The organism is Kiloniella spongiae, from assembly GCF_001026905.1.
Lineage (GTDB): Bacteria > Pseudomonadota > Alphaproteobacteria > Kiloniellales > Kiloniellaceae > Kiloniella > Kiloniella spongiae.
Genome location: NZ_LAQL01000002.1, coordinates 440931 through 467260, shown reverse-complemented (window position 1 = coordinate 467260; position 26330 = coordinate 440931). Strand labels below are relative to the sequence as shown.

The 26330-nt window shown below is 46.4% G+C and carries 25 protein-coding genes; 9 read left to right on the top strand and 16 right to left on the bottom strand.

Features of this window, described 5'->3' with window-relative positions; translation table 11 throughout:
• The first annotated feature begins 101 nt into the window (after nucleotides 1-101).
• Nucleotides 102-848, top strand: a complete 747-nt coding sequence (locus tag WH96_RS02165; protein WP_047762461.1) for a hypothetical protein — start codon at nucleotides 102-104, stop codon at nucleotides 846-848.
• 18 nt (nucleotides 849-866) lie between these two features.
• Here the strand turns inward: WH96_RS02165 and rsmD are convergent, their stop codons facing one another.
• A complete protein-coding gene (rsmD, locus tag WH96_RS02160) occupies nucleotides 867-1454 on the bottom strand; it encodes a 16S rRNA (guanine(966)-N(2))-methyltransferase RsmD (protein ID WP_047762460.1) in 588 nt (195 codons plus the stop codon).
• Nucleotides 1455-1481: 27 nt separating this feature from the next.
• Entirely contained in the window at nucleotides 1482-2552 is a 1071-nt protein-coding gene (locus tag WH96_RS02155; RefSeq protein ID WP_053005569.1) for a pseudouridine synthase, read from the bottom strand.
• 134 nt (nucleotides 2553-2686) lie between these two features.
• On the opposite strand from WH96_RS02155, the gene WH96_RS02150 reads away from it, so the two are divergent.
• On the top strand, nucleotides 2687-3169 hold the full coding sequence (locus WH96_RS02150; RefSeq protein WP_204248097.1) for a nucleoside deaminase: 483 nt from the start codon (nucleotides 2687-2689) through the stop codon (nucleotides 3167-3169).
• Nucleotides 3170-3225: 56 nt separating this feature from the next.
• On the opposite strand, the gene purD is transcribed toward WH96_RS02150, so the two are convergent.
• On the bottom strand, nucleotides 3226-4506 hold the full coding sequence (purD, locus tag WH96_RS02145; RefSeq protein ID WP_047762459.1) for a phosphoribosylamine--glycine ligase: 1281 nt from the start codon (nucleotides 4504-4506) through the stop codon (nucleotides 3226-3228).
• Between the two features lie 215 nt (nucleotides 4507-4721).
• Between purD and xseA the strand changes: the two genes are divergently transcribed.
• Together xseA and WH96_RS02135 are read left to right on the top strand one after the other, a co-directional pair.
• A complete protein-coding gene (gene xseA / locus WH96_RS02140; RefSeq protein ID WP_047762458.1) occupies nucleotides 4722-6359 on the top strand; it encodes an exodeoxyribonuclease VII large subunit in 1638 nt (545 codons plus the stop codon).
• Nucleotides 6359-7177, top strand: coding sequence for a M23 family metallopeptidase (locus WH96_RS02135; protein ID WP_047762457.1), 819 nt, complete (start codon nucleotides 6359-6361; stop codon nucleotides 7175-7177). Before xseA ends, WH96_RS02135 begins: the two co-directional genes overlap by 1 nt.
• A gap of 40 nt (nucleotides 7178-7217) precedes the next feature.
• Here the strand turns inward: WH96_RS02135 and WH96_RS02130 are convergent, their stop codons facing one another.
• From WH96_RS02130 to WH96_RS02085, 10 genes are all read right to left on the bottom strand, one after another.
• On the bottom strand, nucleotides 7218-8126 hold the full coding sequence (locus WH96_RS02130) for a lysophospholipid acyltransferase family protein (RefSeq protein ID WP_047762456.1): 909 nt from the start codon (nucleotides 8124-8126) through the stop codon (nucleotides 7218-7220).
• Entirely contained in the window at nucleotides 8123-9127 is a 1005-nt protein-coding gene (lpxK, locus tag WH96_RS02125) for a tetraacyldisaccharide 4'-kinase (protein ID WP_047762455.1), read from the bottom strand. Before lpxK ends, WH96_RS02130 begins: the two co-directional genes overlap by 4 nt.
• Nucleotides 9114-9878, bottom strand: coding sequence for a lysophospholipid acyltransferase family protein (locus WH96_RS02120; RefSeq protein WP_047762454.1), 765 nt, complete (start codon nucleotides 9876-9878; stop codon nucleotides 9114-9116). Before WH96_RS02120 ends, lpxK begins: the two co-directional genes overlap by 14 nt.
• A 33-nt stretch (nucleotides 9879-9911) precedes the next feature.
• Complete coding sequence (gene msbA / locus WH96_RS02115; protein WP_245629400.1) at nucleotides 9912-11696, bottom strand: lipid A export permease/ATP-binding protein MsbA; 1785 nt, start codon at nucleotides 11694-11696, stop codon at nucleotides 9912-9914.
• Between the two features lie 73 nt (nucleotides 11697-11769).
• Entirely contained in the window at nucleotides 11770-13116 is a 1347-nt protein-coding gene (locus tag WH96_RS02110) for a TldD/PmbA family protein (protein ID WP_047762452.1), read from the bottom strand.
• Nucleotides 13117-13342: 226 nt separating this feature from the next.
• Nucleotides 13343-15016 (bottom strand): 2-isopropylmalate synthase, encoded by a 1674-nt coding sequence (leuA, locus tag WH96_RS02105; RefSeq protein WP_047762451.1) that lies wholly within the window; start codon nucleotides 15014-15016, stop codon nucleotides 13343-13345.
• Between the two features lie 446 nt (nucleotides 15017-15462).
• Nucleotides 15463-15924: a PAS domain-containing protein gene (locus tag WH96_RS02100; RefSeq protein WP_047762450.1), complete on the bottom strand. Its 462-nt coding sequence runs from the start codon at nucleotides 15922-15924 to the stop codon at nucleotides 15463-15465.
• Between the two features lie 19 nt (nucleotides 15925-15943).
• Complete coding sequence (locus WH96_RS02095) at nucleotides 15944-17455, bottom strand: UbiD family decarboxylase (RefSeq protein WP_047762449.1); 1512 nt, start codon at nucleotides 17453-17455, stop codon at nucleotides 15944-15946.
• A 9-nt stretch (nucleotides 17456-17464) separates the two neighbouring features.
• Entirely contained in the window at nucleotides 17465-17914 is a 450-nt protein-coding gene (locus WH96_RS02090; protein ID WP_047762448.1) for an NfeD family protein, read from the bottom strand.
• A gap of 5 nt (nucleotides 17915-17919) precedes the next feature.
• Nucleotides 17920-18891 carry an SPFH domain-containing protein gene (locus tag WH96_RS02085; protein WP_047762447.1) on the bottom strand — a complete coding sequence of 324 codons (972 nt, stop codon included), beginning with the start codon at nucleotides 18889-18891 and terminating at the stop codon, nucleotides 17920-17922.
• A 289-nt stretch (nucleotides 18892-19180) separates the two neighbouring features.
• Here WH96_RS02085 and WH96_RS22735 point away from each other — a divergent pair, with 289 nt between their 5' ends.
• From WH96_RS22735 to speE, 4 genes are all read left to right on the top strand, one after another.
• Nucleotides 19181-19396 carry a DUF4170 domain-containing protein gene (locus WH96_RS22735; protein WP_046503793.1) on the top strand — a complete coding sequence of 72 codons (216 nt, stop codon included), beginning with the start codon at nucleotides 19181-19183 and terminating at the stop codon, nucleotides 19394-19396.
• 12 nt (nucleotides 19397-19408) lie between these two features.
• On the top strand, nucleotides 19409-20170 hold the full coding sequence (locus tag WH96_RS21020) for a hypothetical protein (RefSeq protein ID WP_053005567.1): 762 nt from the start codon (nucleotides 19409-19411) through the stop codon (nucleotides 20168-20170).
• Nucleotides 20171-20321: 151 nt separating this feature from the next.
• Entirely contained in the window at nucleotides 20322-20864 is a 543-nt protein-coding gene (gene speD / locus WH96_RS02070) for an adenosylmethionine decarboxylase (RefSeq protein WP_245629398.1), read from the top strand.
• On the top strand, nucleotides 20861-21709 hold the full coding sequence (speE, locus tag WH96_RS02065; protein WP_047762446.1) for a polyamine aminopropyltransferase: 849 nt from the start codon (nucleotides 20861-20863) through the stop codon (nucleotides 21707-21709). Before speD ends, speE begins: the two co-directional genes overlap by 4 nt.
• An 80-nt stretch (nucleotides 21710-21789) precedes the next feature.
• Here the strand turns inward: speE and pabB are convergent, their stop codons facing one another.
• The 3 genes from pabB to ubiA form a co-directional block, all read right to left on the bottom strand.
• Complete coding sequence (gene pabB, locus WH96_RS02060) at nucleotides 21790-23607, bottom strand: aminodeoxychorismate synthase component I (protein ID WP_047762445.1); 1818 nt, start codon at nucleotides 23605-23607, stop codon at nucleotides 21790-21792.
• Nucleotides 23608-23805: 198 nt separating this feature from the next.
• Nucleotides 23806-24468: a class I SAM-dependent methyltransferase gene (locus WH96_RS02055; RefSeq protein ID WP_047762444.1), complete on the bottom strand. Its 663-nt coding sequence runs from the start codon at nucleotides 24466-24468 to the stop codon at nucleotides 23806-23808.
• A 12-nt stretch (nucleotides 24469-24480) separates the two neighbouring features.
• Nucleotides 24481-25413: a 4-hydroxybenzoate octaprenyltransferase gene (gene ubiA / locus WH96_RS02050; protein WP_047762443.1), complete on the bottom strand. Its 933-nt coding sequence runs from the start codon at nucleotides 25411-25413 to the stop codon at nucleotides 24481-24483.
• A gap of 95 nt (nucleotides 25414-25508) precedes the next feature.
• Between ubiA and WH96_RS02045 the strand changes: the two genes are divergently transcribed.
• Nucleotides 25509-26300: a 16S rRNA (uracil(1498)-N(3))-methyltransferase gene (locus tag WH96_RS02045; RefSeq protein WP_047762442.1), complete on the top strand. Its 792-nt coding sequence runs from the start codon at nucleotides 25509-25511 to the stop codon at nucleotides 26298-26300.
• The last annotated feature ends 30 nt before the right edge of the window (nucleotides 26301-26330 follow it).

Here is a 26330-nt window from a genome sequence, read left to right as displayed (position 1 = left end):
TCTTTCGTGATGAATTGAAGCTGAAACCTGTTTTTACCTATTCTTTATGTGCCGCCTTCTAATAGATGAGTGGCCATTTTTTTGTGAAAGGATAAGCTGTTTTGCCTCAAGTAAAAGAAAGTGATCGTGAAAGACATGAGAGAATTTTGTATCCTCAACAAACTGATCAAGAAGGGATGCTTGATCAAGTCGGTCGTGGCCTGAAAACACACTTGAAAATTCTTTTTCCTATTTTTAATGAAAATCCGACAGATCATGAACAGCGAGAGTTTGAGACTGAACTGGATGCGTCTTTGAATCACTGGGGAATTAATTCACAGATCCCCGGAATAAAAGATCCGAGTACAGGGCCTTTGGTTTTTATGTTCCTAAAGGAAATGGAAAAGTTTCCTCACATGACTGATACGGAGAGAGGCGAGTTTTTTGATAGCTTAGATGAGTTTGGAAAACTACCCGGACAAGGAACAATTGCTCAAACAATTCGGCTGAAAAGTCAACGAATTGAGCGTAAGGGTGATGAAGCGATTAAATTTCCACGAACTATGACGGATACAGAGCTTCTGGACGAAATAAAAAATAATTATGATCGAATTGATCAAACAAAACAGCTCATGGATTTATTGGAATTTAAACCAAAAAAATCTAAATCCAAAGCAAGTAAACCTAAAGGATTTAAACCTAAGAGTATATATGGAGTTGGCAAAGAAATCGCCGAGAAAATGGCTGTTGTTAATTTGAATAGAGAGAGGAAGGCAAATGACAGACTTTTTGAAGAGTTAAATAGGAGACCTTCTCTAAGCTTTGGAGATGAAGAGACTCGAATTTTAAAACAGTCATTATTTCCGTAACGAAAAGTTCTCAACCATCTATCTAACTTCTACTCTGAGGAAGAATAAAATTCTGGCTTTGCCGTACTTTCGGTTATCAACTTCTTCGAAACCGGATGGCGGTGTGATGTTTTCTTTGGCATCACACTCGGCAACGATCAATGATGTTCTTGCAATCCAGCCCGCTTTGTCCAGTGCGCTGATTGTCGGCTCGGTCAGATCCTGATTGTAGGGCGCATCCATAAGAACAAGAGAACAGGCTTCCCGAGCTTTTGGCGGCGTTAAGGCATCGCTTTGAATGATTTGGGTGGCCTGTTGTTCTTTCAGGTTTTTAATATTGTCCCGGAGGGCGGCGAGGCTATCCGGGGATTTTTCTATAAAGGTTACTTTTTGCGCACCGCGTGACAGAGCTTCGAGGCCCAAAGCACCTGTCCCGGCAAAAACATCAAGAACATGCCCACCTATAAGTAACGATTTAGTCCCCGTTGGTAGTAAGCCTTTACTAACATCGCCCTGTAAAAGGATGTTAAAGAGCGATTCGCGCGTTCTATCAAGCGTTGGACGCGCTGTTTTCCCTGTTGGACAGGTTAAAGATCGCCCTCTGTGTTTGCCTCCGACAATCCTCATGCGAACACCATTATCTCGAGATCAATTTTAGGAGCGTTTGCCACGAGGGCCTGATGTTGGTTTCCCGCGCGAAGGACCTGTCTTCTTTCCAGTTGGCTTGTCGGACGGTTTTCGGCCAACTCTACCCTGTGGCTTTTTCCCTGATAAATTTGGTTTACTATTTGCCTCTTTTGGCGCACTAGCTTTACCCTCAAGACCAAACTGATCCCGGATAAGCTTGGCAGGTAGCTCGACAATATCACCGGGTTCAATTTCACCAAGCTGGAAAGGACCGTAGGAAACCCTGATCAATCGGTTCACGATCAGTCCAAGGTGTTCACAAACGCGGCGAATTTCCCGGTTTTTGCCTTCTTTCAAAGACATCAGCATCCAGGCATTGGTCTTGGCTTGATGGGAAATACTGGCTTCGATTGGGGCATAGTGAACGCCGTCAATCGTAATACCCTCGGCAAGTGTCTTGATATGTCTTTCATCGACCTGACCATGGACCCTGACACGATAACGTCGGGTCCAGCCTGTGGCAGGTAATTCCATTTTGCGCTTCAGGCCACCATCGTTGGTGAAGAGCAACAAGCCTTCCGAATTATAATCCAATCGCCCAACGGGTTGGAGCCGCGGAAGATCTTTGGGAAGGTGGTCAAAAACAGTGTCCCGTCCTTCGGGGTCGCGAGCGGCCGTTATCTGTCCTTTTGGTTTGTGGTATTTCCACAGGCGGGGGCGTTCCGGTAGAGGAAGCGGTTCACCATTGACCTCAATAGCATTGTCGGGACCAACAACAATTGCAGGCGTTTCCAATACTTTGCCATCAAGTTTGACACGACCTTCTGCAATCCAGCGTTCGGCATCACGTCTGGAACACAGCCCTGCACGCGCAATAACCTTGGCAATACGTTCTTTCTTGTCGGAAAGCTCGAATGTTTCAACGGCAGGTTTGCTTTCGTGCTGTGCGCTCTTACCAGAAGGCTTGCCTTTGTAGGGGCGATTGACTCCCTTACTCTTAAAGGCATTTCCTTTGGTGCCTGATCCTTTGGGATTCGAGCCCTTGGAATCTTGACGGGACTTCTGGCGATTTGGTCGTGTCGATTTTGAGTTTGTCATGGCCGGAATGTATGCTCGACTTTGGCTTCTGTCTACTGTGAATAAAACAAACGTCCTATGCAATGGTGATCTTAGGGGCGCTCTTTTAGTCTTCTGCTTGACCAATTCATGATTTCGAATGAGAGTCCTTTGCTATGGAGTCGAATCAGAAATCACAAATTTGTAAAAAGCCGGGCGAAGCTATGATGCTTGCTTTGAAGGAAGCAGAAAAGGCGGTAGAAGCTGGCGAAGTGCCTGTTGGGGCCGTGATTGTGGATCGCGAAAGCGGTCAGGTATTGGCGCAGGCGCATAACCGTGTGGAACGTGATCATGACCCGACGGCACACGCTGAAGTTCTGGCGATAAGAGCCGTTGGCGAGCGACAAAACAGTGCTCGACTGGAGAACTGTGATCTCTATGTGACGCTGGAACCATGCCCCATGTGCGCTACGGCAATTTCTTTTGCCCGTATCAAACGGGTTTATTACGGTGCCTATGATCCCAAAGGGGGCGGTGTCGATCATGGTCCCAGAGTTTACGAGCACTCAACCTGTCATCATGCCCCCGAAGTGTACGGGGGAATTAGCGAAGAGAGTTGTGCTGAAATTCTCAGGACCTTTTTTCAAAGTCGCCGATAAAAACCAAATCTTGTGCTGTGTATTAGATGTTGTCTTGGATCTTTTCGCGAATCTGATCAGGCATTACGGGCCAGTTCTCGCCAACCAATATCACGACGACAGAAGCCTTGGTCCCATGTGATTTTATCCACGGCCTTATAGGCTTTTTCCTGGGCGTCTTTGATATCAGACCCCAGAGCCGTTACCCCGAGTACACGCCCGCCGACAGCTTGTAGACTGCCGTCATCGCCTCTGGCTGTGCCAGCATGGAATACTGTGACCGCTTGGTCGGAACCGGCATCTTCAACACCTTCGATAACAGTGTTCTTTTCATAGGATGCCGGATAGCCTTTTGCAGCCATGACAACCAAAAGGGCAGTTTCGTCATGCCATTCAAGCTTGATATCTTTTAGGTCACCTTGTGCAGAAGCCAACAGGGCGGGAAGAATATCTGATTTTAGACGCAGGCAAAGGGCCTGACATTCCGGATCGCCGAAACGAACATTGTATTCGACCAACCGTGGTCCGGTTTCCGTAAGCATAAGGCCGGCAAAGAGAACGCCTTTGTATACATGCCCTTCAGATTTCATGCCTTCTATGGTGGGTTTGATGCACTGTTCAATTACCTGCTGCTCAAGCTCTGGCGTCAGGATCGTCGCGGGAGAGTAAACACCCATACCACCTGTGTTCGGGCCTGTATCCCCTTCGCCAACACGTTTGTGATCCTGGGCGGATGCTAGAGGCAGGTAATTTTCGCCATCGGTCAAAACAAAGAAGCTGACTTCTTCACCTTGCATGAATTCTTCAATAACAACTTCTGCGCCTGCAGCACCAAATGCGCGCCCCGATAGTGCTTCTTCAACAGCGGTGTGGGCTTCTTCCAATGTCATGGCAACGGTAACGCCTTTACCTGCGGCTAGACCATCAGTTTTGATAACAATTGGTGCGCCTTGCTCGTTGAGGTATTTTTTTGCTGCGTCAAGATCCGTAAAGCGTTGATAGCTGGCCGTTGGTACATTGTACTTTGCACAGATATCTTTCATAAAGCCCTTTGAGCCTTCCAATTCGGCTGCGGCTGCTGAAGGGCCAAAGGCGGGGACGTTAATGGCGTTCATACGATCGACGAGACCGTCAACCAGCTGAGCTTCTGGGCCGACAACAACAAATCCGATGTCATTCTCCTGTACAAAGGAAACCAAGCCATCGAGATCTTCTGCTTTAAGGGGCAGGCACTCAGCAACATCGGAAATTCCGGCGTTCCCAGGGGCACAATAAAGTTTTTCGCACAGGGGAGACTTGGCAATAGACCAACACAGGGCGTGTTCACGGCCACCAGATCCAACGACGAGAATTTTCATTTTGTGCTCCCGATTTTTAGGCTCAGTTAATCTGGCTAGCTTATGCCCTATCCGATCTTAAAATACTAGTACTTGTAAGGAAAAGTTTGGATAAGAATTTTACCTGTGGAGCAGAACTTCGCAGAGAAATTTATTTTCATAAACGACGTGAAAAACGAAGTCTAATCAGTGATTGCTCTGTCGACTTTAATGGAACGGATGTTTAGGATAGCCGAATGAATGATTTGTTTTCTACACCCCGACCTAAAACAGCTCCGTCTAAAGCAGCCCCATCTAAAACGGCAGGATCCAAATCTGCTGATAAGGGTAATAATCCAGCGGATGCACGTGGTACCAATGCGCCAGCACTGAGCGTCAGTGAGATTTCCAGCTCTATCAAGCGGGAACTTGAAACCCGTTTTGACCGCGTTCGTGTTCGCGGTGAAATTTCGGGCTTAAAACGTGCAGCATCGGGGCATATTTATATGTCTTTGAAAGATGAAAACGCTGTTCTAAGTGTGATCTGTTGGCGTGGGCAGGCAAGTAAATTGTCTGTAGATCCCCAAGACGGCTTGGAAGTTATCGTTACGGGGCGAATTACCAGTTATCCCGGGCGATCCAACTATCAAATTGTTATTGATAGCATGGAGGTTGCGGGCGAAGGCGCTTTGCTCAAGCTTTTGCAAGAGCGCAAAAAGAAATTGGCTTCGGAAGGATTGTTTGCAGACGAACGGAAGCGAGTTATCCCATTTCTGCCAGAGGTCATTGGCGTTGTGACCTCGCCAACGGGGGCAGTCATTCGTGATATTATGCACCGTTTGTCGGATCGCTTTCCGCGACGTGTTCTGGTTTGGCCAGTGTTGGTCCAAGGGGACGGTGCAGCAGAACAGGTTGCCAACGCAATTGACGGGTTTAATGCGTTGGATCCTAATGGCGATATTCCCCGCCCGGATACGCTGATTGTCGCACGTGGTGGTGGTAGCCTCGAAGATCTTTGGGCCTTTAACGAAGAAGTTGTCGTCAGAGCCGCGGCAAACTCGAAAATTCCACTGATTTCGGCGGTTGGTCATGAAACGGATACAACGCTGATTGACTTTGCGTCTGACAAGCGTGCGCCGACCCCAACTGCTGCAGCCGAAATGGCGGTGCCGGTAAGGGCTGAGTTGATTGGCGAAGTCCAGAACATCGGACGGCGGATTTATGCCGGAGCAAACCGTTTGATGGGCGAGCGTCGGATGCAGGTTGAAGCCCTTGCTAGAGGACTCCCTGATCCAAGGCGCCTGATAGAAGAAAAGACTCAACGGTTGGATGATCGCGTTGAACGTATGCGTAATGCCATGAAGGGCTTTTTACGTCATCAAACATCGGAATTGTCAGAACTGTCGGCACGACTACCTCATCCTAAACAACAAATTTTACTCGCATCGCATCATTTATCGGCACTGAGTGATCGGTTCGACGGTGTCAGTGAACAGATTATTCCTGTGCGTCAGTTTGAAATGGAAAAACTTGATTCAGGCCGACGCATGTCATCCGCAACAGCTTTGCGGTTGGAGCGCGCAAAAAATGAGCTAACTTCACTGGAGCGTGTTCTCGAAGGAGTGTCTTATAAGAATGTATTGAAACGTGGTTTCTCTGTTGTCCGAGGGGCTGATGGTAATGTTCTTACTACTACAGATATAAGCGACGGTACGAAGCTAAATATCGAATTTGCCGATAATGCAGTAATTGAAGCGGTTGCTGGCGGTGATGGTGAAACTGGTGGCCCATCTGGTTCGATGACGCCGAAAACAACGCCAAAATCAGGGGCAAAGAAAGCGCCAAAAACAAAAAAATCTGACGCGTCAGATACTGCCCAGGGAAGTTTGTTGTAATGAAACGCCTGTTTGTTTTTCTATTCGTGATTTTTGGAATGGTTTCAGCTGCTTTTGCAGAAGAAAACGTTTCCTTGCGCGGTGAGTTTATTCAGGGTGGGATCATTATTGGTAAAGTGCCAAGTGGTACAAAGGTTTTTCTGAACAAGGAAGCAATAAAAGTTTCTGAACAGGGGGATTTTGTTTTTGGATTTGGGCGTGATGCTGAGGGAAGTGTTGAACTCAGTGTTCATGCGCCGAACGGTGATACCCAGATTGAGAACTATGAAATCAAAAAACGAGACTATGCAATTCAGCGAATAGAAGGCGTGGCTCAAAAATATGTGTCGCCTCCCAAAGAGGTCGCAAACCGTATAAGTCGTGATGCAACAGATGTTGCCAAAGCAAGAACATCAAACTTTGATGAACCGATGTATGCATCTGGTTTTATCTGGCCAGCTCAGGGCCGGATATCCGGAGTTTATGGGAGCCAACGCGTTTTTAACGGAGTGCCTAAACGCCCACATTTTGGTGTGGACGTCGCGGCACCTGTGGGGACGCCTATTACGGCCCCGGCACCCGGTATTGTGACCTTAGCCGAGCCTGATCTTTATTATTCGGGAGGGACAGTTATTCTTGATCATGGACACGGACTGTCATCCACATTTTTACATATGAATAGTGTGACGGTGAGGGTTGGTGATTTTCTTGACCAAGGGGATCAACTGGGCACGCTTGGTGCAACTGGCCGTGTGACAGGACCTCATCTGGACTGGCGAATGAATTGGTTTAAAGAGAGAGTGGACCCTGAAACACTTGTTGGACCAATGCTGCAGTAAAAAAAGTATAGAGAGGGAAACCTTTGGCTTGGTTTTTAGCTTAAGTTGTTTCCTTGAGTTTTCTATAAGCATCTTTGGGCCAACGCCGATGGAGCCATAGCCAATCACCGGGCTTTTCCCTGATCCAGCTCTCTATAATTGAATTCAGCTCTGTCATTCCTTCGACGCCTGCTTGTCCACGACTGATCCCGTCTGGAAAATCGATTGCAGAATGACACACTAGATGAAAGCTGGCTGGGCCTGTTCTGATACATTGAATAGGAAAGACAACCGCGTTTGGTTTGCTGCCAAGTAGGGCTGGTGCAGCAGGTGTCATAGCTGGAATGCCAAAAAACGGCGCTTCAATCCCGTCGTTCATCTTTTGATCGGCAAGAATACCGACGGCAGATTTGTTTCTAATGGCTTTTAGGGAAGCCCTTGCCCCTTCTACACCTTTGGCGGCTGAAATATTTCCGGTAGATGTACGGATATTGTCAATTGCTGCAGCAACAAGTGGATTGTTGGGCTGGCGAACAATAATTGTCTGTGGGTAACCCCGCAGTGCCGCCGTCATTGGAAGGACTTCCCAATTTCCGATGTGGGCACCGACAAATATCAGGGCTTTGTCTTTAACATCAGGCGCTTCAAACTTCTCAATACCCTCGACGGTTATATAATCGCGATCCGTGCGAACGATTTCTTTGAGGTGTGGATACTCAAAAATAACGCGACCAAGATTATCCCACATGTCGTGGATAATCTGCTTTCGTTCTTTTTTTGAAAGCTCGGGCATTGCAAGGCGTAGATTGAGATCGGCTTTGCGCGTTATACCTAGGCGTGGGCCGATTGTTCGCCCCATGAACCCGCCAAAGTTAGAGCAGGCTTTTACAGGAAAGAGGCCAACCAGACAGAGCAAAAATCGAAACCCGAGGGCCTCAATTTTATGGCGAAAGGTGACATCTCTTGTCATGTGGTTCCTGTTAGCTTGCTCAAAAGGGTATTTATAAATTCTGAATTATCCCATACGGCGTGAATGGGCAAGTAAGAGATTTTGTCTTTGTATGCTTCAGGAATTTTCACGAAATCTTTTTCTGTCGTAAAAATAGCATCGGCCTCGGCTTTTTGTGCCATGTATAAGACCTTTTCCAGATCATCTTCAGTGTATTGATAGTGATCAGGGAAATCCTTGCTTCCACATATCTGCGCAGAGAGATTTTCCAGTGTATTGTAGAATTTATGCGGATACCCAATCCCGGCAAAGGCAAATATTTTTTTGCTTTTCAGTTCTGATTGGTTTGTTTCATCAGCGGGTTTTATCGTGACACTGGTAACAGCTTTTGTTGCGAAAATAGCTGCCAGTTCTGGATTGATCGCTTCATCAGGTTGCTTGATAACAAAAACAGCATCAGCACGTTTTAATCCATTGTGAATGCTTTCTCGTAGCGGTCCAGAAGGAATCAGGCGTTCGTTAGAAAAGCCGATTTTGTTATCGACGACGAGAATTGACACGTCTTTCTGAAGTGTAGGATTCTGAAAGCCATCATCAAGAAGGATAATATCGGCTCCGTCTTTTATAGCTGCTTTAGCCCCATTAACTCTGTTTTTGCTGATCCATACTGGCGTGCTTTGTGAATTGGCAAGCGCCATCATCAAAGGTTCATCCCCGACATCGCGAGCAGAATGCAGGGATGGAGATACACGCAAAGGCCCCTCTTGTTCACCGCCATATCCGCGGGAAACAATGTGTGGGTTTTTTCCCATTTTCTGAAGCGAGCTTGCTAACGAGAGAGTAATAGGAGTCTTCCCGCTGCCGCCAGCCGTCAGGTTCCCAATACAAATGACAGGGACATCGACCCTTGTTGGAGAAGTAAGTTTTTGGCGTAGGATACTACCCAGATAATAAAAGCCAGATAATGGTAGTAGTAAAGTACTGATAAGGCCGCGATGTCTCCAAAACTCAGGTGTTCGCATCTGAGGTCTCTGGCGTGTGATTGAGGTGCGTATTTGTCTTTGGGGTGGGTAAAGGATCCGGATGAATCAAATTTTGCCCGAATGATTGGTCAGCCATCTGTGTTAGCTTGTTCAATTGACCTTCTAGCTCTAAGCGATATTCTTCTTGCTGCTCTTTAGAAGCATCTCTTTCTACATATATTGGTGTGCCCCAGATGATGACACCTTTGGTAAAGGGGGCAGGTAACACAAAACGATCCCATGAATTAAAAACTTTGCGGCTTGCAACGGTTCCTGTGACAGGAAGTATCGGGCGTCCGGTCATTTGTGCAGCTTTGATGGCTCCGGTTTTTGCCCGCATTCTTGGTCCCTTGGGGCCGTCGGGGGTTATGCCGATAGCACTCCCTTTATCAAGAGTGCGCTTAAGGTTTACCAAGGCTGTGGCGCCTCCCCTGCGGCTGGATCCTTCTACAGTATTAAATCCGAGATTCTTGATAGACTTGGCGATGACGCGACCATCCCTGTGGGCCGAAATCAGCATGTGAAATTTGCTGCGATCACTGTCTTTCCAGGCATTGAACATCATAATCATGCGTGCGTGCCAGAAGCAGCCGATTATGTTCGAATCACCATCCAGATATTTCTGGGTTTCATCAGGTATAATTTCCTGCCAGCGTACGGTATTACGCACAAGTGATATGTAGCTAGAGATTAATCTGGCGATAAGGTTCTGGAAGAAGGTTGAACGGAGTATCCGTTTTGACAGCTTCATAATATTCTTTCAGCACGCCTTTTTATGGGCCGTTTAAGCAGGTAGAGAAATATCATCGTTTGTTTGAGCTTCTTCTGCAAACTGTAGCGCATATAGCTTTGCATAGGTTCCGGATTTTTCCAGTAACTGGCTATGTGTGCCTTCTTCGATAATTTTACCTTTATCCATTACGTAGATCATATCTGCATCGATAACGGTTGAAAGACGGTGAGCAATGACAAAGGTCGTACGACCTTTCATCAAAGTATTGAGGGCCGTTTGAACGTGTCGCTCTGATTCTGTATCCAGAGCAGAGGTTGCTTCGTCCAGTAAAAGTACAGGGGCATCCTTTACCATTGCACGGGCAATGGCAACACGTTGGCGTTGCCCGCCGGATAATCTTGAACCACGAGGGCCAACTTGGGTGTCATAACCTTCGGGCAACGAAAGAATGAAATCGTGTGCATGTGCATTTTGGGCTGCTTCAATAATTTCTTCGTCGCTGGCGTCGGGTTTTCCGTATGCAATGTTGGCACGAACAGTATCATCGAACAGCTGTATTTCTTGACTAACCAAAGCTGTAGCCTGTCTTAAGCTACTTAAACTGACATCGCGGATATCTTGGCCGTCAAAGGTGATTTTACCCTTTGTTACGTCATAGAATCTGGGGATGAGGTTGAGAATGGATGTCTTGCCTGCACCGGATGCCCCGACAAGGGCAATCGTCTTGTTGGCTTTTGCCGTCAGATTTATGGCTTCAAGTGCTGATGTGTTGTCATCGTAGTTGAAGTAAACATCTTTAAAAACCACATCGCCTTTTGTGATTTCCAGCTCTTTAGCCCCTGAAACATCTTTTATGTCTGGCTCACTATCGAGAATGGAATATACCCGGTGGGCAGCTGCCAAGCCTGTTTGCATGTTTGCATTGAGCTTGGATAGTTTCTTAATTGGTTCGTAAGCAAGCAGAAGCGCTGTGATAAACGCAAAGAAAGATCCGGGGTCTTTGGTTCCCTGAATGACTTCGTTCCCGCCGTAGAGAATAACTATCGCAATGGCAATACCACCGAGGGTCTCCATAATGGGGGAGAGGATAGAGCTGGTTCTTGCCGCTTTCAGATTCAAACGTAATACGGTCAGAATTGTTTCGGAAACGCGTTTCGTTTCGTGATCTTCCATGTTGTAGGCTTTTACATGGCGAATACCCTGAAAGGCTTCGTCCAGTCGTGTGGTTAAAAGCCCCATGGATTCTTGCGTATTTGTAGAGACCTTGCGTATTCTGCGGCCCGTTTTGGCGATTGGCAAAATTGCAGTTGGAAAGGCAGCAAAGGCAATAGATGCTAAAAACCAGTCCTGATAGAACATCATGCCAATGAGGCCCACCGCGGTTAAGGTATCCTTACCGATAGATGTCAGGGTGTTCGAGACGACACCTTTGAGCATATTGGCGTCGTTCATAAATCTGGAAACCAGATTCCCGGGGGATTCCTCGTGAAAATAGGCGAGGTCAGCACGCATTAGTTTCTTGAAAAGTTGTTCTTGAATAGTTGCAATAATTTCCAGGCCAACATGTTGCATCAACATGGATTGTGCGTAAGTTGCAGCACCCTTTACGAAGAAAATTCCAACAACCCCCAAAGCGATTGGCATTAATAATTCTTCCTGACGTTTCAGGAAAATATCATTGATGATCGGCTCCATTTGTTTGGCGAGCATGACAGTTGAACCCGCAACAAATGCCATAGCAATCAAAGAGAAGGCTATCTTGACGAGCTGCCCGGATACATAATCTCTAAAAAGGCGTTTAATTAGAAATTGTGTGGAGGCATCTCCTAATTTCATTTTGTTCGACTTTGTGCTCGACATTTTCGCCTGTAGTAATTTGAGAAAAATATTTTTATGGTTTGGGGCTCTTTTAAGTGCCTGCGACAGTCATGCCGTCAATGCGAATTGTCGGGGCATTGCTTCCATAGCGGAAGACGAGATCACTTGCAGGGGTAAGATTCATGAACATTTCTTTGAGGTTACCCGCAATTGTTGCTTCGGATACAGGATAGGCAATTTCACCATTTTCGATCCAGTATCCACCCGCACCGCGGCTATAATCGCCCGTAAGGCCGTTGACACTGGATCCCATCATCTCGGTAACAAAGAAGCCCTGTTTTATATCTTTAATTAACTCTGCCGGGGACAGGTTGCCAGCTTCCATGTAAAGATTGGTTGGGGAGGGTGACGGGTTTCCGGATGTGCCTCGTGATGCATGACCGGTGCTTTTTAGTCCAAGCTGTCTAGCGGAAGAAAGGCTGAGGAGCCATGTCAGGAGCACACCATCTTCAATGATATTCTGTTTTTTATTCCCAAGACCTTCGCCATCAAAAGGCTTGGACCTTAAACCACGATGAAGGTGGGGGTCATCAACAATATTGATTCCGTCAGCAAAGATCTTTTTGTTTAGCGACTCTTTCAGGAAACTTGTACCTCTTGCGATTGCTGGACCGGTGATTGCCCCCATCATGTGGCCCATAATGCTGGACGAAACGCGCGGGTCATAGACAACACTGATGTCGTTTAAGGTGTCTGGTTTACGTGGATTTAATCGTTTTATCGCTTTGTCCGCGGCATTTTTACCGATTTCGGCGGCGTTGGTTAGATCGCTTCCGTATACGGCGCTTGAGAAATCGTAATCCCTTTCCATTGTCTCTTTTTCCCCTGCGAGAACAGAGGCAGAGATGGAATGCCCAGATGAGTTATAAGCGCCGGAGAAGCCGTTCGAAGCCGCAAGAGCGATAGAGGCTTCGCCCCATGAAGCTTCGGCGCCACCGGAGTTTGTAATACCTGTAACGGCCAGAGCAGCTTCTTCGCATTCCTTGGCACGATTTATGAGCTCATCCGCTGAGGGTTCAACGGCATCATAAATGTCTAACTGGGGAAAAGACTTTGTAATTTCCTCTTCACCAGCAATTCCGGCGTAGGGATCTTCGGGGACAACGCGTGCCATAGAGACAACACGCTCTACCAGTTCATCAATCGCTTTTGGCGAAGCATCACTGGAAGAGACGACTGCGTTTCTCTTGCCGATAAAAACGCGCAAACCAAGATCATTACTTTCTTCGCGTTCCAGTTTCTCCATATTCCCAAGGCGTTGGGCATGAGAAACAGACACAGACCTGAACATCAGGGCATCAGCAGCGTCGGCACCGGCAGCTTTTGCTTTTTTTATCAGATCTTCTAGCAGGTTCTGTGAGTCACTGGACGAAGGCATAAATATTCCTAGCTTTGAAAAAGTTACGGCTACATATATAGGCTACCTGCAGGGAGTGATAAAGCCGCAGAATTTGGATTATTTCGATTCAACAGTATAAAAATGTTCTCTGGTTCTTCATGGATTGTTCAAAAAGCCTCGTTCTTCACCAAATAATTCGGTGGAAAAGCAAACAGCGCCAGAAAATCTGACGCTGTTTGTTGTATCGTAAACGATGAGATTAAGCTTAATTTTCCAGAATTTGGTTGGTGGCCGAGACAATTGCTTTGATGGAAGCTACTGTTGTATTGGAATCAATTCCAACACCCCAAACCGTTTCGCCTTCAGAGGTTTTCAGTTCCAGATAGGCTACTGCTTTTGCATCTGATCCATGGGTTAGCGAATGCTGGTGGTAATCTTCCACGCTCAAGCGAACGCCCAAATTCTCTGCGATAGCATCTGTGAAGCCTGCAATTGGGCCGTTTCCTTTACCCGAAATCTCTTTACCTTCACCGAAATGATTAATCTCTGCCGTTAAATGACGAATTTCGGCTGCATGGGTATCAGGCACTGTTGTGTGAGAAAGAAATTCAACGGGGGATGTCGTGCGTAAATAGGCTTTTTCGAAACTATCCCAGATAATTTGAGGCGTGATTTCCCTGCCTGTTGTCTCAGCAATATTTTGAATTTTCTTCGAGAAATTCACTTGCAGGTCACGCGGAAGATCCATGTGGTAATCATTCTGCATGATATAGGCGACACCACCTTTACCAGACTGGCTATTAATCCGGATAATGGCTTCGTAACTCCGGCCAATATCTTGTGGGTCAATTGGCAAGTAAGGAACTTCCCATTGATTTGAATTATTGGCTTTTAGAGCGATCATTCCTTTTTTGATTGCATCTTGATGAGAACCAGAGAAGGCAGTGTATACCAACTCGCCAACCCAGGGGTGTCGTTGGTGAACGGGAAGTTGGTTACAGTATTCAGCGGTTTCTTTGATGTTATTGATATCAGAAATATCAAGCTTTGGGTCAACACCTTGGGTCATCATATTAACGGCAAGTGTGACCAAATCGACGTTACCTGTTCGCTCACCATTACCAAACAGAGTACCTTCTACACGGTCAGCACCAGCTAACAAACCTAGCTCTGTTGCTGCGATTCCTGTGCCTCTGTCGTTGTGGGGGTGAAGCGAAATAATGACGGAATCACGATTTTTGACGTTGTTGCAGAACCATTCAATCTGATCCGCATGGATGTTTGGTGTGGACATTTCCACGGTTGCCGGCAGATTTAGGATAACTTTGTTTTCCGGGCTGGCTTCCCATACATCCATAACAGCTTCACAGATGTCCCGTGCAAACGGCATTTCAGTGCCAGTAAAGCTTTCGGGCGAGTACTGATGTACAATTTTTGTTTCAGGAACTGTTGGAATTAGCTCTTTAATAAGCTTCGCACCAGCAACTGCGATATCGATAATGCCTTGTTTATCTTGCCTGAAAACAACGCGTCGCTGTAGCTCGGATGTGGAGTTGTATAAGTGTACAATGACATTCTTTGCGCCGCGAATGCTTTCAAAAGTTCTGCGAATCAAGTGCTCTCTTGATTGTGTTAAAACCTGAATGCTGACGTCATCGGGGATCATGTCTTCTTCGATAAGGGTTCTTAAAAAATCATAATCTGTTTGGGATGCAGAAGGGAACCCGACTTCGATTTCTTTGAAGCCCATGTCCAAAAGCATCTTGTACATTTTCAATTTGCGGGTGGTATCCATTGGCTCGATAAGAGCCTGGTTACCATCACGTAAGTCGACAGAACACCAGATAGGTGCTTTTTCAATCGTCTTCCCGGGCCAGGTGCGATTGTCCAATTTGACGGTTTCAAACGGTTGATAGCGTTCAAATGGCATCTTGTTCATTGTTTTGGTCTTTCTCTATTTCGGGGCGCTCTCAAAGACGGGCGCAGCATCCGAGTATTCGTTTCTATAATAATATTTTTATGGTTTTAGCGGCAATAGATACGATCACCGGGGGCCGCTTAATGGCCGCGATGATCGTCAATAAGTCGCAGATTATCGAGGAGTGAGCTGCAGAAAACGCGCTCGAACTGCTTCCGTTGGGGCTGTCTTGCTGTAAAATTTGTCGGGGCCATATTGGGGCGCCCTGTCATATTTTTTGATGAAGTAAACATCTTGCGGTTCCAGTTAATTCCGAGCTGCGAATAGCATAAACCCCGGCTCTCTCATTCAGGAGGCCGGGTTAATAAGTCGCTCTAGTAGGCTCAGAATTTTTCCGCTTTTTGTCATAGGCATTAAGATGCGTTGCATTTTATCCGGGGTCAAGTGAAGAATTCGAAATAAGCTGGTCAGTGTAACTTGCTGTGGTCTTTCAGAAAATCAACGCCGATGAAAAGCATATTGACGTTTTTACCATCTGCAGACAGTGGCAGAATAATATCTTCGATGAATTTAAATTCTTTATACTGCCCAAGGTATGGTGGGTTGGCGATAACGGGGTGTTTGTTGGTGACAGCATCTTCGAGAAAGCTCCAAAGTTTGCTGGGCTTCTTTTGATGCGGTATTTGTGACATCCAGGTTCCCGTCGGGTTCTGGCTTATATGACGTACGATTTCTGAGCCAACCAATCTGTATCTAAAGTCCAAAGGCTCTGCCTGAACCTCATGAATTAAGATGTTTGGTAACAGATGGCTGAGGTCTGCTGGATCGAGGTCAGCCCTTGCAGGCATTAACTTGTCGCCCTTTTGCTGATTCCAGTACTGATAGATTTCGAAATTTTTAACAGATTTCAGTTTCTGCGGATCAAACACTTAATTTTCTTTCAGTACGTTATTTTTTCCAGATGGCTTTGCCGGAACCGGGAAGCCCTAGATCAGTCCAGATATCATCGACCTTATCGATCACTTCTTGGTCCATTCTAATCTCTTCCCCCCACTCACGCTTGGTTTCTGGTTCCCATTTGTCCGTTGCATCCAGACCAATTTTGGATCCCAAACCGCTTTCAGGTGAGGCAAAGTCGAGATAGTCGATTGGCGTTCCTTCGATCACGGTAATGTCCCGAGCGGGGTCCATCTTAGTTGATACGGCCCACATCACATCTTTCCAATCGCGCGCATTAATGTCGTCATCTACGACAATAACCCATTTTGTGTACATGAACTGGCGCAAGTATGACCATACGCCCAGCATGACACGCTTGGCATGTCCTGGGTATGCCTTCTTCATGGATACAACTGCAATCCGATAGCTACATCCTTCGGGCGGGAGCCAGAAATCGGTAATTTCAGGGAACTGTTGTTGAATGAGCGGGATGAAAACTTCGTTCAGGGCTTCACCTAAAACAGATGGCTCATCCGGTGGGCGTCCCGTAAAGGTCGAGAGATAAATCGGATTTTTCCGCATAGTGATGGCGGTAACAGTGAAGACCGGGAATGGTTCTACAGAATTGTAGTACCCTGTGTGATCACCGTATGGGCCTTCATTACCATATTCATCGAGACTGACAAAACCTTCCAGAATGATTTCTGCATTTGCAGGAACCTTGAGAGGAACTGTTTTACAATCAACAAGCTCAACTTTTTTTCCACGTAGAAGGCCAGCGAATTGATACTCTGAAAGCGTATCTGGCACTGGTGTCACCGCAGCAATGATTGTGCCGGGGTCAGAACCGAGAACGACCGCAGCTGGCAAAGGGTCAGGCTTTTGGTTCTTCCATCGGGCGTAGTGCTGTGCCCCGCCTCTATGCTTGAGCCAGCGCATAAGTGTCTTGTCTTTGCCCAGAACCTGCATTCTGTAGATGCCAAGATTATAGACATCTGTTTTCTCGTCTCCGGGGCCTTTGGTCACGACAAGTGGCCAGGTAATGAGCGGGGCGGGTTCTCCGGGCCAGCAGGTCTGGATTGGCAGTTTTGCAAGATCAATGTCATTGCCAGTCAAGACAACTTCCTGACAAGGGGCGGACGAAACACTTTTGGGTTTCATTGCCATCACTGTTTTAAGAAGCGGCAAATTGCTCCAGGCTTCTTTCAAACTTCCGGGAGGTTCCGGTTGGCGGAGAAAAGCAAGAGTTTCGCCCACTTCTCTTAATTGTTCGGGCGTCCGTTCCATACCAAGGGCGACACGTTCAACTGTTCCAAAAAGATTGACCAGGACGGGCATGCCATAGGGCGTTCCGTCCTGGTGCACGACGTTCTCAAAAAGGACGGCAGGTCCTTCTTCTGCCAGCAACCTTGTTTGTATCTCGGTCATTTCCAATTTAGGAGAGACCGGATGTGAGACTCTGACTAAGCGACCTTGATTTTCAAGGTGAGAGATAAAATCCCGTAACGAGGCGTATGGCATTATATGAAATCATGCTTCTTCTGGTTCAACGATCAAGGCTGTGCCTTCAACGCTGGTTATACTCACCTTCGTACCCTCAGGTAAATCCCTACCTTTGATTTTCCAAAGAACACCATTGATGGTTTCCCGGCCCATACCGTTCTTGAGGTTGGCGGTAAGAGTGAAGCTATACCCAACCAGATCAGAACCGCGTTTGTTCAGGTTGGGATTATCAGTCGCAGGCGGGTGCTTGCGTGCATAGATACGCCAAACAGCGACTGAAACAACGGAAAGAACCGCGAAGATAATAATCTGCTTTTCCCAGAGTAAATCCGGGAAAATGTATAGTAGGCCACCAACGATCCCAGCCGAAATTCCCATCCACAAGGCAATTGCCCCAGGGGCAAAAACTTCTACGGCCAATAAGAACAGGGCAAAAACCCACCAGTACCAAAATTCGACGCCGGATAGATCGACCATCTGATTTATGCTCCGTCTTTGTTGTCTGTGGCCCAAGGTGATTTGGATGATGTCGTGCTGTCGTCACCAAGAGCCGACTTTGCCAATTCAGCAACACCTGCGATAGAACCGAGGATACCTGTGGCTTCCATCGGCAGGATCATGGTTTTCTGGTTTGGAGAATCTGCAAATTTGCCAAATGCTTCGACATATTTTTGGGCAATAAAGTAATTGATGGCCTGAATGTCACCTTCGGCAATCGCTTTGGATACTGATTCAGCAGCTTTTGCTTCTGCTTCTGCTTCACGCTCACGGGCTTCAGCATCACGGAAGGCAGATTCTTTACGTCCTTCTGCTTCTAAGATTGCAGATTGTTTAAGACCTTCTGCGCGAAGAATTTGTGCCTGACGAATACCTTCCGCTTCTAGGATATTGGCGCGTTTGTCTCGCTCTGCTTTCATCTGACGGGCCATGGACTCAACCAAGTCGGCAGGTGGCGTGATGTCCTTGATATCAATACGTGTGACTTTCACACCCCAAGGTGCGGTTGCTTCATCAACCACGGTGATCAGTTCGGCGTTGATTTTATCGCGCTGGGATAATAGTGAATCCAAATCCATCGACCCCATAACCGTACGAATATTTGTCATCGTCAGGTTCAATATTGCACGTTCCAAATTTCTGACTTCGTATGCCGCCATCGCAGCATCAAGAATCTGGTAAAAAACAACACCATCAACCTGAACCGAGGCGTTATCTTTTGTAATAACCTCTTGAGATGGAACATCCATAACGGTTTCCATCATATTGAGTTCAGCGCCAACACGGTCAACGATCGGAACGATCAGGTTCAGGCCGGGGCTAAGGGTTTTGGTATATCTACCAAACCTTTCAATCGTGTATTCTGTTCCCTGGGGTACGGACTTTACCCCCATAAGAACAAGTATAACTGCAAGTACAACGACCGCGATGGCAAAAATGGAAAAAGCCGAAAGCATGTTAACCCCTTGAATGAATTTTTTAAATTTATACAACCTAGGCGAGGAGTATACCCTAGCTACGCAAAATTAAAATTTTTAAAATGGTATAAAATTAGAGATGGTCTCATCACATTATCCCTATCTTTTTCAGGGATTTCGACCACTGATACTCTCTTGAGATGAGATCATTTGTTTTTTTATAGAATTTTCTGAATTTTTTTCTATTACTCTTTTGTTAAGGGGCCTATAGTACCCAGAAGTGCGTATGTACCGAGACAATTTCGGCGATTAGTATAGAGTAACAGTAATGGCACAACAGTTTTTTGTGGTAGGCGGCGAATATGCAGATACTTCTTTCTGCGAAGCCGTTGGGGGGGACGAAGAGTGGATCGGCCCGTTTGCAGATTATGAATCCGCAAAAAAAGAGTGGTCACGCAGAGCGTGGCTAACGGTCGATGAGTGCACAACTCGTTTTCGGATTGAGAGAGTCGATAAAGACGCTCCGCCGCCCTGTACTGACTAAATAACGTATCTTATGCCCTGGGAACTTCCTCGTGACCAGAGTGATAGGCTTCGCTTGGCAAAAGGGTATCCCTTTACTGCCCCTGAAACGTCGTATCTATTTATAGATGGACGAAGCGAGCACTTTTCCAAAGTCACGAAATATGGGATTGATCTTTCTGAGAGGAAAGCTGTTATTGCGCATGGTTCTAACCGTGCGCCGGAACAACTTGCCAGAAAGTTTGTCGGGCATTCTTCCGGGCAGGATTCGATTCCCTTAACGGCAATTTGGTTGCATGACCATGATGTGGTTTATTCCGCGCATGTTGCGCGTTATGGGTCGATTGCTGCTGAGTTAGTGTACTGCCCCGGAACCAGTGTTCAGGTTTTTTTGACGTGGTTAACGGGTGAGCAGTTGCGTCGTATGGATGACACAGAGTTACCGGGTGGTAACTATTCCTATGGGCATATTCGCTGCCAATGGGAGTCAGCTGAAGGCTTTGATCTACCAACGGATGCTCATAATCTTGCGGTTTATAGAAGTTCGTTTGGGGCTTTGAATGTTCAGGGGGAACCACTCGCCCTAAGGGCATTGCCAGCAAAAAACCGTTGTTATAATTCACTTGGACAGGAAGAGGTTCTTCGGTTGGTTCATAAAGAGTATGGTGACGCTGGCAATCTGGATAAAGCGATCTTGAAATCCATTGAATCATCTCAATATCGAAAGCAAGTTGTGAAAGCGGTCAGAAAACAATCATTGGATGTTTTCCATCCTTCCTATAGTATATCCTCTTAATACACGTATTTATTGCAGGTGAGTTTTTTCCTTGCATTTGAAAACTAGGTTCTTTAAGACCGCGCAACATCGTGGCTTTACAGGGGTTTTTTGCATTCGGCATTAAATCGCGATTGAGCCAAAGTCATCTACTGGTTGGGGAGGACGCTAAGTGTCTACTGCACACGCCCTCTTCCAATTGGGGATGGACTTGAATCAAGGTTCAAGCACCACCCAAACGGAAGAAAACGGATCCGCTTGTCGGACTGGTATTGAAACTAAAAATGTCGAAGCTTCGAATGTCGTTGGCTTGGATGAAGAACCAAAGGATTTCTTCATTGAGCGTGACGGTGAGAGGTTTGCCGGTACTCATTTGATCATTGATCTCAAAGGGGCTAGCCGGTTAGATGATTTAAAGTTTGTCGAAAATACCCTTATCGAATGTGTTAAAAGGTCCAAAGCGACACTTTTACACATACATTTACATCACTTTACCCCTAACGGCGGCGTTTCTGGTGTCGCGGTTTTGGCTGAATCACATATTTCTATTCATACCTGGCCTGAAAAAGGCTATGCGGCATTGGATGTGTTTATGTGTGGTGATTCAGAACCTCATAATTCAATTGATGTTCTGAAAGAAGCTTTTGGGCCAGACGAGGTACTCGTTGACGAGATTCGACGAGGCAAAGAGATTGATGGAAAGAGCGTGGAATGAAAAGCTGGGTGACAGAAGAACTGCACGCAGACATTCATTCTCGTTTTCGTGTCAAAGAAGTTCTTTTCGATAATAAAACAGAGCATCAGAATCTCGTTATCTATGTAAACGAGATCTATGGTCGGGTTATGGCCTTGGACGGCGTAACTCAAATTACCGAACGGGATGAATTCATTTATCATGAAATGCTTGCTCATCTTCCGATCTTTGCCCACGGAGCCGTTAAAAAGGTTCTGATTGTTGGCGGCGGTGACGGGGGCATGCTTGAAGAGGTGCTTAAGCATCCAACTGTTGAGAAGGTAACGATGGTCGAGCTTGACCGCACTGTTATTGAACTCAGTAAAAAGCACCTTCCCATGATTTGTGGCAATGCATTTGAAGATCCGCGATTAGACCTTGTGATCAAAGATGGTTGCCTCTTTATGAAGGAATGTTCGGAGAAATATGATCTTATCATCGTTGATTCGACAGACCCGATTGGCCCGGGTGAAGTTCTCTTTACAGATAACTTTTACACGGATTGTAAATCATGCCTTGAAGAGGGCGGTATTCTCGTTACTCAGAACGGAGTTCCTTTCTTGCAGGCTGATGAGCTGAAATCCACATTGAGTTTCTTTAAGCCTATTTTTGCTGAAGCGACATGTTATCTGGCCACAGTGCCAACATATGTTGGTGGCCCGATGGCTTTTGGGTGGGGCACCGATCAGAAGGGACTGAAGGATATTCCTTTGGATCAATTAGAAGCGCGTTATAAGGCTGCTGCTATTGAAACGAAGTACTATACACCTGAGATCCATCGGGCTGCTTTTGCCCTGCCTGGATATGTTCAGAAACTGGTTGCATAAGCTAACAAACAGTTCTTGCTTGTGGGTTATTCGATCTAAAGATGAAGGGAGCTTTTTTAGCTCCCTTTTTATCACGTTCTTTACGAAATGAGTTTGGCTGGCATTAAATTGCGAATGGAATTACCAAAGAAGACTGCATCTGCGTTATGGAGATCATCAAGGGTCAGAACTTTTTCTGTGAGGCCTTTGTAGCCTGTTTTAAGTAGATGTGTTCTGAAGGTGCCGTTCAATACGCCACTGGATATTTGGGGGGTAAAGAGTTTGCCATCAATTTCAATAAAGATGTTCGTCCGGGCGCCTTCGGTAATTTCACCATGTTCGTTGGTAAATAAAACTTCTGCGCAACCCGTGGACTTACTTTGTTCGGCAAGTTCGTCTTCGTAGAACTTTCGACGCGTTGTCTTGTGATAAAAGAAAATATCGCTGCTATCGACAATTTTATCTGAAACAGAGAAGCTTATGGCTTTTTGTGGATCAGGCTGCTCCATGGGTGTGGTTGTGATGGTTGTTGATCCATCTTTATGGAGTAAAAGCCTAACGCGTTGTGTGTTTTTAAGCTCTATACTTTGCAGGGCTGAACACACATTTTCCCGTTCGAAAGGGTAAGCGAAGAAGCCTGCCGAATTTTCCAAGCGTTCCAGATGTTCTTCGAGCAGGAAATACCCTGTGCCTTCTTCCCAACGGAGCGTTTCAATCAGATCAAAAAGCGGTTTTGCGTACCCGGCCAGGTTACCTGACAGGAACTGCCCTTTAAGGAGGCATTCCTGATATTCGGCTTCGGGGCTGGAATCGTACACAATGCCACTGCCGATACCCATTTCACCTTTGCCGTTTTTGTCCATCATCAGGGTACGGATAGCGACATTAAATCTGGTGTCACCATTGGGGGCTATGTGCCCAATACTGCCAGTATAGACACCACGGGGTTGTTCTTCCAATTCGGAAATAATTTCCATTGTGCGTACTTTAGGAGCACCAGTAATTGAGCCGCAGGGGAAAAGCTGTTTGATAAGGTCAACGGGGCTTATCTCGGGGCGAAGCTTCCCAATTATATTTGAGGTCATTTGGTGTAGAGAACGATAGGTTTCTACGGTAAAGAGTTCCGTAACCTTAACCGAGCCGACCTCGCATACACGTCCCATGTCGTTTCGAAGGAGATCAACGATCATCAGGTTTTCAGCACGTGATTTTTCGTCTTTGGTTAGCCAGACCTTATTTTCGTTATCTTCTTTAGGGTTTTTGCCGCGCTGAACGGTTCCCTTCATTGGTCGTGTTCGTGCTTCAATACCCTGCGTTGATAGGAATATTTCCGGCGATAGGGAGAGGATTGTGTGGTGTCCCGTTTCGATATAGGCACCATTGCTTACATTTTGACGCTGCCTTAGCTCTTGGAACAGGGCGATTGGATCTCCTGAGATATCAAAATGATGCTTGAAGGTGTAGTTGACCTGATAAGTATCTCCGGCTGCAATGTAGTCCTGAACCTTATGAATAGCAGTACAATAGCTTTGCTCATCCATCGAAGGTTTCAGGTTCGTAAGGCTGTAATCCCCAGAACGCTGTTTTGCTAGGAATTTGTGGGCTTCTGCCGGACTAAGAGTGATGGCTTTCTCAAAGGATCCGAACCATAGCAGAGGAACATTACGATCCGTATCGGATGGTAGTAAAGAAGATAGCTTGTCTTCGAGAAGATAACCGAGTTCATAAGATAAGAAACCAGCCAGATGTTTCCCGGTTTGCTTTTCCTTTTCCATCAAAGAGAAAGTCGTAGCCAGTTTTTCTGGACTATCGCAGGTAATAATTTTACCGGGATTAATGAACAAGATTGAACCTTTGCCAGAGAGAGTGTCATCCAGCAAGACAAATGGTTTTTCTTGTTTTTGTAAGTACTCGTTCATCAGGTCAACAGTTGGTTCAATGTAGCAAGAGAGCTTTAGCGTGCTCTTTCATTAAGGTCCAGTTTTAAGCGTACTTATCAGACGTTATCGTCAAAAATTAAGATGTAATCTTAATCTAATTTCATTGGGGGTTAGATAGCGCCTTATTATGATACGAAACCGCAATAAGAAAAAGTGTAACGATATTAGGCCCGCCTGTTAATTCTCTGTGAATTTCCAAACACAGGCATTTCTGACATCTGTATCCTCTAAAGCAGATGAAGTCTGCACACTATAGGCGATTAATTTTCTTAAACCGGATTTAGGAAGATACGTTCTGCCCGGATCTCCCATAAGAACGATTGTGCCTACGGTGGAAAGTTGCCATAGCCAGGATGTAATTTCTTTGGCCATCGGTCCTTCATAACAAACGTCACCAGCCAGAATGACATCCCAGCCTTGGTTGTCTTTTCCCACCAAATTTTCTGTCGTGGTTGCGAGTGTTATTTTATTGAGCTCAGCATTCAGTTCTGTAGCGGCGATGGCAAAGGGATCTATATCAGCTGCAAGGACAGTCTTTGCCCCGGCCATTTTTGCGGCAATTGCTTCTATGCCGCATCCGCAGGCGAAGTCGAGAACGTTTTTGCCGTGGACGATATTCGGATTATCAAGAATGTATTGTGCAAGGGCTTGTCCGCCAGCCCAGGCAAAGGCCCAGAATGGTGTAGGCAGTTGTAGATTGTCGAGCTCTTCCTCGCCCAGTTGCCACAGCGGTAGATCTTTACTGGCAAGATAAAGTTCAATCTTATTCCCAAGAAGCGGTGTGCCTGCTGGTCTGGTATTTTGGACAATAAAATTTTTTGGGTCGGATATCGGCGTCATTTAATACGAAATTTATTTAATCGTGGCTGCGAGATAGATCCCAGCGAGGAAGATCCAGCCGATGTTTCGGTTTGATTTAAATTTGTTCAAGCAATCTACGGGATCATCAATACGAACCGTGGTTACTTGCCAGAAAAAATGAAAAGTCATGGCTGCAATGCCAAGCCAAAAAGGCCATTGCAAGTCCATAATCCAACCAGCTGCGGCAAAACAAAGAGAGCAAATGCCGTAAAAGAAAACCAACCAGTGTTTTGTTTTGTCGCCGAGCTTCAATGCAGTTGATTTTACGCCAACGAGTGCATCATCTTCTTTGTCCTGATGAGCATAGATTGTGTCATATCCAAGTGTCCACGCAATTCCACCGATATAAATCAGCAGGGGAGGGAGGCTAAGGTCACCTCGTATTGCAGCCCACCCAACCAGAGCGCCCCAATTAAAGGTTAAGCCAAGCCATGCCTGTGGCCAATAGGTTATACGCTTCATAAAGGGATAACAGATCACCAGAAGTATAGCGGATGAAGCCAGAATAATAGTGTAGCTGTTGAACTGTGAGACTACTGCCAAACCAATAGCAAGTTGAACGGCGAGGAAAGCCATCGCCTGTTTCATGGATACTTCGCCACTGGCTAGAGGGCGAGTGGCCGTGCGGGCTACTTTTTTGTCGTACTCTCTATCTGCCATATCATTGATCGTACAACCGGCACCTCTCATGGCGAGGGCGCCAATAGCAAAGAGAGCCAGGAAATAAACAGGTGCGAAGGGGCTGCCAATTTGATAGCCCGGCGCACTGCTTGCCAATAACATGGACCACCAACAGGGAAAGAGTAACAGCCAGGTTCCAATTGGGCGATCCAGTCTTGCCAAGCGCAGGTATGGCCGTATCCATGCGGGGGAAATTCTGATGATTATGTGATCATTCGCGATGTCACTGGCATTATTGGTCATATCGGCGTTGTATTATCTCTTTAGGGGGTGTTATCTACTTGTTTAATTATGAGTGATACACCTGAAGTACTGCTTTGTGAAGGTAGGTTCGAGAGATGGAACGTGTCGTAACCAGACTCTATGTCAAGGATAGCTTGAGCCAAGGGGCAACTGTCGGTCTGGATGCCGCTGGTGCGCATTACCTGCGCTCTGTCTTGCGACTTAACACAGGAGCACGAATCGGCCTTTTTAATGAAAAGGACGGTGAATGGTTGGGTGTGATCGAAGGATTAGGTAAAGGATGGTGTTCTTTACAGATTCAAGAACAGCGTCGAAAACCTGCGCCAGAGCCTGATATCTGGCTGGTTTTTGCGCCGATCAAACGTTCAAGAATTGATTTCCTTGCCGAGAAGGCTGGGGAGCTTGGATGTTCGCGTATCTTGCCTGTCTTTACCCGTTATACTGATGTTAAGCGCATTAATAGAGATCGGCTTGCGGCACATGCAAAAGAGTCTGCTGAACAATGCGAGCGCTTGTCGGTAACGGAAGTCGATGATGCCGTAGCATTGGACAAGCTTATTGATAAATGGCCTGATGACAGGCGTTTAATCGTTTGTGCAGAATTTGGTGATGCAAGGCCGATTGCAGAAACGTTAACAGAAATACTGGTTAAGGAGCCAGATGCCGGTCAACGCCCTTGGGCAGTTTTAATCGGTCCGGAAGGCGGTTTTGCTGAAGAAGAACTTGAAGCTCTTCGTCGCCTTCCTTATGTGACACCAATAGGTCTTGGTCCGAGAGTCCTTCGGGCTGATACTGCTGCTGTTGCAGCCCTGTCTTGCTGGCAGGCGATATTAGGAGATGGGGGTATGCGCCCACCAAAAGGTACAACACCGGTCACGGTTGCCTGAACCAAAGTTATCTGAACCCAGATGATTTTG